Source organism: Nocardia sp. NPDC003693, from assembly GCF_053981095.1.
Genome location: NZ_JBSFNO010000002.1, coordinates 362,134 through 370,391, shown reverse-complemented (window position 1 = coordinate 370,391; position 8,258 = coordinate 362,134). Strand labels below are relative to the sequence as shown.

The 8,258-nt window shown below is 71.7% G+C and carries 5 protein-coding genes and 1 pseudogene; 4 read left to right on the top strand and 2 right to left on the bottom strand.

What is annotated here, in order from left to right:
• The first annotated feature begins 73 nt into the window (after positions 1–73).
• Positions 74–1,603, top strand: a complete 1,530-nt coding sequence (gene hutH, locus ACWDOP_RS05385) for a histidine ammonia-lyase (RefSeq protein ID WP_456344043.1) — start codon at positions 74–76, stop codon at positions 1,601–1,603.
• On the opposite strand, the gene ACWDOP_RS05380 is transcribed toward hutH, so the two are convergent.
• Positions 1,604–3,259: an alkaline phosphatase D family protein gene (locus ACWDOP_RS05380; protein ID WP_456344042.1), complete on the bottom strand. Its 1,656-nt coding sequence runs from the start codon at positions 3,257–3,259 to the stop codon at positions 1,604–1,606.
• A gap of 93 nt (positions 3,260–3,352) precedes the next feature.
• A complete protein-coding gene (locus ACWDOP_RS05375; protein ID WP_456344041.1) occupies positions 3,353–3,922 on the bottom strand; it encodes an NAD(P)H-dependent oxidoreductase in 570 nt (189 codons plus the stop codon).
• A 293-nt stretch (positions 3,923–4,215) separates the two neighbouring features.
• Between ACWDOP_RS05375 and ACWDOP_RS05370 the strand changes: the two genes are divergently transcribed.
• The 3 genes and pseudogenes from ACWDOP_RS05370 (at position 4,216) to ACWDOP_RS05360 (ending at position 8,236) form a co-directional block, all read left to right on the top strand.
• Positions 4,216–5,511 carry a condensation domain-containing protein gene (locus ACWDOP_RS05370; RefSeq protein ID WP_456344040.1) on the top strand — a complete coding sequence of 432 codons (1,296 nt, stop codon included), beginning with the start codon at positions 4,216–4,218 and terminating at the stop codon, positions 5,509–5,511.
• Positions 5,508–6,716, top strand: a pseudogene (locus ACWDOP_RS05365) (glycosyltransferase); the annotation flags it as partial. The gene ACWDOP_RS05370 and the pseudogene ACWDOP_RS05365, both read left to right, overlap by 4 nt.
• Before the next feature lie 263 nt (positions 6,717–6,979).
• Positions 6,980–8,236: a glycosyltransferase gene (locus ACWDOP_RS05360; RefSeq protein WP_456344039.1), complete on the top strand. Its 1,257-nt coding sequence runs from the start codon at positions 6,980–6,982 to the stop codon at positions 8,234–8,236.
• The last annotated feature ends 22 nt before the right edge of the window (positions 8,237–8,258 follow it).

Here is an 8,258-nt window from a genome sequence, read left to right as displayed (position 1 = left end):
GCCGAGGAGAAGGGAGAGGCCGTTGCGCGCCTCGATCGATCACACCGCCGCTCGACCTGCGGGAAGCGATCCCGTGACGGTGGGGGTCGGGCCCGTCGGTCGCGATGACGTGCTCCGCGTGGCGCGGCACGGCGCGGCGGTGGAACTGTCCGCGGAGTCGGTGGCCGCCATGACCGCGAGCCACGCCCGGATCCGCGAGCTCGCCGGACACCCCGAACCCGTGTACGGGGTGTCCACCGGTTTCGGCGCCCTGGCCACCCGGCACATTCCGCCGGAGCTGCGAACCCAGTTGCAGCGCAGTCTCATTCGCTCGCACGCCGCGGGCTCGGGAGCCGAGGTCGAGCCGGAGGTGGTGCGCGCGCTCATGCTGCTGCGGCTGTCGACCCTGGCCACCGGCCGGACCGGCGTGCGCCCCGAACTCGCCCGCGCCTACGCCGATCTGCTCGGCGCCGGGATCACCCCGATCGTGTACGAGTACGGCAGCCTCGGCTGTTCCGGCGACCTCGCGCCGCTGGCGCACGTGGCCCTGGCCGTCATGGGCGAGGGCCGGGTGCGCACCGCCGACGGTGAAACCCTGGACGCCGCAGCCGCTCTGGACCGGCACGGCCTGACTCCCGTGGTGCTCGGGGAGAAGGAGGGCCTGGCCCTGATCAACGGCACCGACGGCATGCTCGGCATGCTGGTGCTCGCGCTGGCCGACCTCGAGCGGTTGCTGACGCTGGCCGACGTGGCCGCGGCCATGAGCGTGGAGGGCCAGCTCGGCACCGACCGGGTGTTCGCCGCGGACCTGCAGGCGCTACGGCCGCATCCGGGACAGGCCGTCGCCGCCTCGAACATGCGCCGGGTGCTGGCGGATTCGGCGATCGTGGCCAGCCATCGCGGCGCGGACTGCGCCCGCGTTCAGGATGCGTACTCCCTGCGCTGCGCCCCGCAGGTCGCGGGGGCGGCCCGCGACACCCTCGCGCACGCGCGGACCGTGGCCGAGCGCGAACTCGCGGCCGCGGTGGACAATCCGGTGGTCACCCTCGACGGGCGCGTGGAGTCCAACGGCAACTTCCACGGTGCGCCCGTCGCGTACGTGCTGGACTTTTTGGCCATCGTCGCCGCGGACGTGGCGAGCATGAGCGAGCGGCGCACCGACCGCTTCCTGGACGTGGCCCGAAACCACGGGCTGCCCGCCTTCCTCGCCGACGACCCGGGCGTCGACAGCGGGCACATGATCGCCCAGTACACCCAGGCCGCCATCGTGTCCGAACTCAAGCGGCTGGCGAATCCGGCCAGCACCGACTCGATTCCGTCCTCGGCGATGCAGGAGGACCACGTGTCCATGGGCTGGGCCGCGGCGCGCAAGCTGCGCCGTTCGGTCGACGGCCTCACCCGGGTACTCGCCATCGAGATCCTCACCGCCGCACGCGGAATCGACCTGCGCGCGCCGCTGACCCCCGCGCCCGCGACCGCCGCGGTCGTCGCCGCGCTGCGCGCATCGGTCCCCGGTCCCGGGGCCGACCGCTACCTCGCGCCCGAGATCGACGCGGCGGTGCGCCTGGCCGCCACCGGAGCCCTGGTCGCGGCCGCCGAGTCGATCACCGGCCCGCTGGACTGATCAGTTGCCGCTGCCGCCCGCCCCGCCCGCCTGATTGGCGGCGCCGGGCGCGGAGGAGTCGGGTGCGGCGGGCGTCCACGCCTCCACCACACCGGGCACGCCGTCGTTCACCACGTAGCCGGCGCGGGTGGCGATGGGCGCGCCCCGCCGGCGGATGTACGGGACCACCCGGAAATCGCTGTGCAGCCGATCGTGATCGAGGGTGACCCGGACGTACCCGCGCTGGCTGTTGAAGAACTTCACGTCCGGATTGGCGGCCAGCAGGGTGCGGCCGGTGTCGTTCATGTCCGCGCCGTCGCCGCCGCTGCTGATCGAGGTGCCGGTGAATTCGGCCGCCACGACGGCGGAGTCGAGATCGTCGAAGTCGCGCCGCAGATCCGCCGCGTAGTTGTGATGCCGGTCGCCGGTGATCACCACCAGGTTGCGCACGTCGCGATCGGCGGCGGTCCCGAGCAGCGTATTGCGATCCGCGACATAGCCGTCCCAGGCGTCGGTGCCGAGCTTCACCCCCGGACCGGTGTCGTAGTCCGAGCGCGCCATGGCCACCTGGTTGCCCAGGATCTGCCAGCGCGCGGGGGAGGAGGTGAGCCCGTCCAGCAGCCAATCCCGTTGCCGGGCGCCCAGAATCGTGCGATCGCCGGCGAATCTGTCGGAACAGCCCGCCACCAGGCTGCCGTCGCCGCACGCCTGCTTCGTGCGGTACTGGCGGGTGTCGAGCAGGGTGAAGTCCGCCAGGTCGCCGAAACCGTAGCGGCGGTGCAGCAGCATGTTCGGGCCCGAGGGCAGCTGCGCGATCCGCAGCGGCTGATGCTCGTACAGGGCCTGGAAGGCCGCGGCCCGGCGACGCCGGAAGATGGGCGACAGGCGATACACGTCCACGCCGATGCCGCCGGAGTTCCCGGCCCAGTTGTTGTCCACCTCGTGGTCGTCCATGGTCACCAGCCACGGGAACGCCGCGTGCGCGGACATGAGCGAATCATCGGATTTGGCCTGGGCGTAGCGCAGCCGGTAACCGCGCAGATCCACGGCTTCGCCGGTGGGCGCCTCCTCGTCCGGCTTGCCCCGGCCGTTGGTCCAGCCGCGCTCGTAGATGTAATCACCCAGGTGCACCACGAGATTCAGGTCCTCGCGGGCCATGTGGTCGTAGGCGGTGAAGAACCCCGAGCTCCAGGACTGGCACGAGGCGAAGGCGAAACGCATGCGCGCCATGGCCTGTCCGATCGCGGGTGCGGTGCGCGTCCGCCCGACCGGGGAGATGTCCGAGCCCGCACGGAAGCGGTAGAAGTACCACCGGTCCGGCTCGAGGCCGTTGACCTCCGGATGCACGCTGTGCCCGAGCTCGCGGGCGGCCACCGCGCTCCCGCGCGCCACGACCCGGGTGAACGCCTCGTCGTGCGCCACCTCGTACTCCACGGTGACCGGCGCGTTGGCCATGCCCGCGTGCCCGTCCGGGGCGAGTGGATCGGGCGCGAGCCGGGTCCACAGCACCACTCCGTCCGGCAGCGGATCGCCCGAGGCGACCCCGAGCCGAAAGGGATAACCGCCCAGCGGGCGGGTCCGGGCGAAGCGGCTACCGGCGGCGACGCCCGTGCCCGCGAGCACCGCGGCGGATCCGGCGGCGCCGAATCTCAACAACTGCCGACGCGACATGGCCATATCTCACGGTACTTCCCGTACCCGGGCCGCTCCATGAACACCGAACGGTGCCCCGCGGAACTTCGGCTTACCACCCGGTGCCGGGTGCCGTGATCAGGCCCGGACCGCTCCGGGCCGCACCGCCGCGCCGAGCAGGCGCAGTTGTGCGACGAGTTGCGCGACGGTGTCGGCGTCGTCGGCGGGATGCTCGTGCTCGGGCCGGTCCGCGCCCCGGCCGATGGTCGCGCACGCGTTCTCCACCAGGACGCCACCGGCCACGGTGATGATCCGGCGCAGATCGACCAGGGCCCGCGCCTGCGCGCTCACCCCGCCGGCGGGCGCGAACAGCGCGGTCTTCTTCCCCTCCAGCGCGCCCTCGCCGTAGGGGCGCGAGGCCCAGTCGATCGCGGTGCGCAACTGCTCGGGCAGGAGGTCGTCGATCGCGGGGGCGAGCACCAGGACCGCGTCCGCGACCAGGATCGACTCGCGCAGGTTCGCGACCGCGTCGGGCACCTCGGCGGGCTCGTCGGACTCCGGGACGGCGTCGGGTATGCGGTCCAGCCCCTCGAAGATCGCCACCTCGATACCCGGCGGCGCCGTCCGCTCGGCGGCTTCGGCCAACCGTCTGCTCACCGGGGCCTCGCGCAGACTGCCGACGAGCGCGAGAACATGCAGCGGTGTCATGACTCCTCCGGTGGACGCGCGGGAACCTCACGGCAGCGATGGTCGAGATCGTGACGGGCCGATCGAATGTACCCGGCGGACTTGCGATCCGGTGGCCGGAACGGTATTTCGCCCCGGCGAATCGCCGGATTCGGCCGGCCCGTGACCGTGCCGGCGGGCGCGGGCGCGAGTACCCCTGCCGGTGGTACCCGGCGCCGCCGGTATTCCGCCCGGTGGTACCGGCCGCCGATCGAGGTCATGACTGGGGTATCCGGCCGGTTGCCAACCGGCACTGCGCATTCAATATTTGCCTGATGAATTCCACCCGGACGGACCAGTCGGCCCTGCGCCCCGGGCGGCTCACCGCAGCCGCCAAGAAATTCCTGACCTGGGACGCGAATCCGGGCGTATTCGGGATAACCATTCCCTGCCCCGTGCCGGTCTCGATGGGCGCGGACGACGGCCGCAGACTACTCGGCGCACTCATCGACAATCACGAATCGCTGCGCAGTCGGTACACCTACGGCGATGAGGCCGCCTGCCTGATCGACACCGAGATCGGCGCCGAAACCGACAGCGACAGAATCGATCTGCGGCTCGTCGACATCGACGACGTGGGACCCGAGGAGATCGCGGGGGTGATCGCGGAGGAGACCGCGAAGAGCAATCTGCGCATCGATCCGCCGAGCGGCAAGATCGTGACCGCCGCGCTGCTCACCCGCTCGTTCGACGTCAATATCCTGCTGCTCACCATTCACCACATCGCCATCGACGGCGTGGCCATGTGGGTCATGTGGGACGACGTCGCCACCTATGTCCGGCAATGGGAAGCGGGCGAGGCCATTTCGCTGACGCCCGAACCCATCACCGGTTCGGAATGGGCGAAATTCCTGGACGAACTCGCGCCCACCCGCGCCGGGGAATTGGAATCCTGGCTCGCGGCCTCGGATTCGGAACCCAATCAGCTCGAGCGCGCCGCCGAACCGGCCTCCGCGCACCGGGACGGCGTCATCGAGGGCGCGGTCGCCGCCCGCCTGCTCGACACGCTGCCCGGCGCGTTCGACGCCTCCTACACGCGAATCCTGCTGGTGGCTCTGGGATTGGCCATCGAAGACGTGCTCGGGGTGCCGCGCTCGATCCAGGTCCAGAAGCACGGCCGCTACAGTCGCCTGCGCCCCGGCACCGACCTGAGCCGCACCGTGGCCTGGCTCTCGGACGACTATCCCTGGCTGGTCCGCCCGGCGCCCGGCGACCACGGTGCCCGCCTGCGCGATGCCATCGCGCGCTATCCCGCCCACCCCGAGGACTTCACCCTGCTCTTCTGGCACGACCCGGGCAATTGGCCGCACGTGGCACGCTTCAATTTCCCGAAGTACTACTTCAACTTCCTCGGCGATGTCGGCGTGTGGATTCCGGGCGCGCATTCGGCCGAACAGGCGCGCCTGACGGTCTTCGACATGAGCATGTTCCTGGGCACCAGCGAACTCGACGGCGTGCGCAGCGTGCACTACTCGGTGCACTCGCCCACCGGCGGCATCGGCATCGAGCGGGTGAACGAGATCGTGGCGCAGTGGCTTTCGATCCTGGCGACGGTGGAGGCGGGAGCGTGAGCCGCATAGTCATCGTCACCATCGGCAGTCGCGGCGACATCGCGCCGCTGACCGGTCTGGGGGTGCGCCTGCGCGAGGCCGGGCACCGGGTGACGGTCGCGGCGCATTCGGTCTTCGAGGAACTGGTCACCGGTTGCGGACTCGAATTCCGGCTCATGGCTACCAATCTCGACATCGACATGACCTCCCCGGATGTCGACAAGCGCAAGGCCGGTTGGGCTTTCGCCTCGCCCGCCGGGGTGCGCGCCACCGGCCGGGGCATCATCGAGGCTCTGCGCGACGAGCCCGCCGATCTGCTGCTGTGCTCACAGCCCGCGGAATTCGCCGCTCTCGCGCTCGCGGAGGCCAAGGGGATTCCCGCGATCGGGCTGCGATTCCAGCCGATGTCCGCGACCGCCGACAATCCGCCCTCGTCCATGGGCGCGTTCTCGCTGGGCGGGTTCGGCAACCGGATGGCCGCCGAGGCGGGCGCGTGGATCGTGGATCGCGCCTACGGCGGGGCGATCGCGGATCTGCGCGCGGAACTGGGTCTGCCCGTCGTGCCCGCCCGCGAACTGCGCCGTCGCCGCACCGCGGCGGAATGGCCGGTGCTGCACGGGTATTCCGAGCATGTCGTGCCCCGTCCGGCGGACTGGCGTCCGGGACTGGAGGTGACCGGGTACTGGTGGCCGCCGCGGCCGCTGAACTGGGAACCGCCCGCCGAGCTGGTGGAATTCCTGGAAGCCGGACCGCCCCCGGTCTTCCTGAGCTTCGGCAGCATGGTCGACAGCGCCGAACACAGCGCGCGGGCCTCGAAGCTCGTGGGCGAGGCGTTGGCGCAGGCCGGTGTGCGCGGCGTCGTGCAGGCGGGCTGGCTCCAGCTCGACGTCACCGGGGAGGACATCCTGACCATCGGGGAGGTGCCGCACGACTGGCTCTTCCCGCGCACGGCGGCGGTCGTGCACCACTGCGGCGCCGGGACCACCGCGGCGGGGCTGCGCGCGGGCGTGCCCGTGGTCGGCGTCCCGGTCTATTCGGATCAACCCTTCTGGGCCGACCGACTGCAGCGGCTCGGGGTGAGCGCCGCGACGATCCCGTACCCGAAACTGACCGCCGACCGCCTGGCCGCCGCGATCCGCCTGGCGGTCACCGGCAGTGGGGTTCGGATGAACGCGGCCCGCACGGCCGCCGCCCTCGCGGACGAGGACGGGATCGGCGCCGCCGTGCGCATCATCGAAGCGCACCTGGCGAATTCACCGGCCGGGACCGAGGCGGCGCCGGGGGCAGCAGCCTCGACACAGCCGCTCGACGCACCGTCTGCCGCGGTGCCGACCGGCGAGACGCCAGTGGCGACAATGCGGTCCGCCGAGACTGGTCCGGCTACAACGGAGTTCGCCGCGCCTCGGGTGGATGCGGCGCCGACCGCGACGATTCCGGCGACTTCGGTGCAGACCACCGCGACATCGGCGTCCACGGAAGCGGGAGATCGATGAGCCGGATTGTGATCGTCGCGATCGGTACGCGGGGGGATGTCGCGCCGTTGACCGGGCTCGGCCTGCGGCTGCGGGAGGCGGGGCACGAGGTGGCCATCGCCGCCCACGAGCCCTATGCGGCAATGATTTCCGGGTGCGGACTGCGGTTCATCGAGCTGGGTCTGAACTTCGGGTTCGAGGGGACCGAGGCGGAGATCCAGGACCGGATCACCAAGGAGTTCAACACTCGACTCGGTTTCCGGGTGATCGGCGAGGGGCTGATCGCGGCGCTGCGGAACGAGCCCGTCGACCTGCTGCTGCTCTCGCCGTACGCCGAGTTCGCGGGGCATCCGTTCGCCGAGGCGCGCGGAATCCCCACCGCCGGTGTGCGTTTGCAGCACATGTCCGCCACCGGTGACTTCCCGCCGTCCTTCACCGGCGCCTGGTCGCGCGGGCGGCTCGGCAATCGGCTGTTCGCCGACGCCGGAGCGTGGGTGGTGGATCGGTACTACCGCCCGGTCATCGCCGGGTTCCGGCGCGAACTCGGGCTGCCCCGGGTCTCGGCGCGCACGCTGCGCCGCCGCCGCACCGCGGCGGGATGGCCTATCCTGCACGGGTTCTCACCCACCCTGGTGCCGCGACCGGCGGATTGGCGGCCCGGACTCGAGGTCATGGGCTTCTGGTGGCCCGCCCGGCCCGCCGATTTCGAACCGCCCGCGGCGCTGGTGGAGTTCCTCGCGGCGGGCCCGCCCCCGGTGCTGGTGAGCTTCGGCAGCAACATGAACTCCCCGGAGCGCACCGCCGAGCTGGGCGCGATGGTGCGCATCGCCCTGCGCGCGGCCGGGGTGCGCGGCCTGGTCCAGGCGGGCTGGTCCGGGCTGGGCGTCACCGACGACGACGTGCTGAACATCGGTGAGATTCCCTACGACTGGCTCTTTCCCCACCTGGCAGCGGCCGTGCACCACTGCGGCGCGGGCACCTGCGCCGCCGCGCTGCGCGCCGGCATCCCGACCGTCGCGGTGCCGAAGATCCCCGAACAGCGGTTCTGGGCGCACCGCACCGCACTGCTCGGCGTGACCGCCGACCTGATCGCCGAGTCCGAGCTGACCGCGCCCCGGCTCACCGACGCGATCACCAGGGCCGTGACCGATACCGCGTTGCGCGCCAACGCCGCCCGGGTCGCGGACCGTATAGCTGCGGAAGACGGCGCGGGGGAGACGCTGCGGTTCGTCGAGGACCTGCTCGCCCGCGCCGAGGCACCGACCGCGCACTAGCGCTCGCCCGCCGGACAGCAGA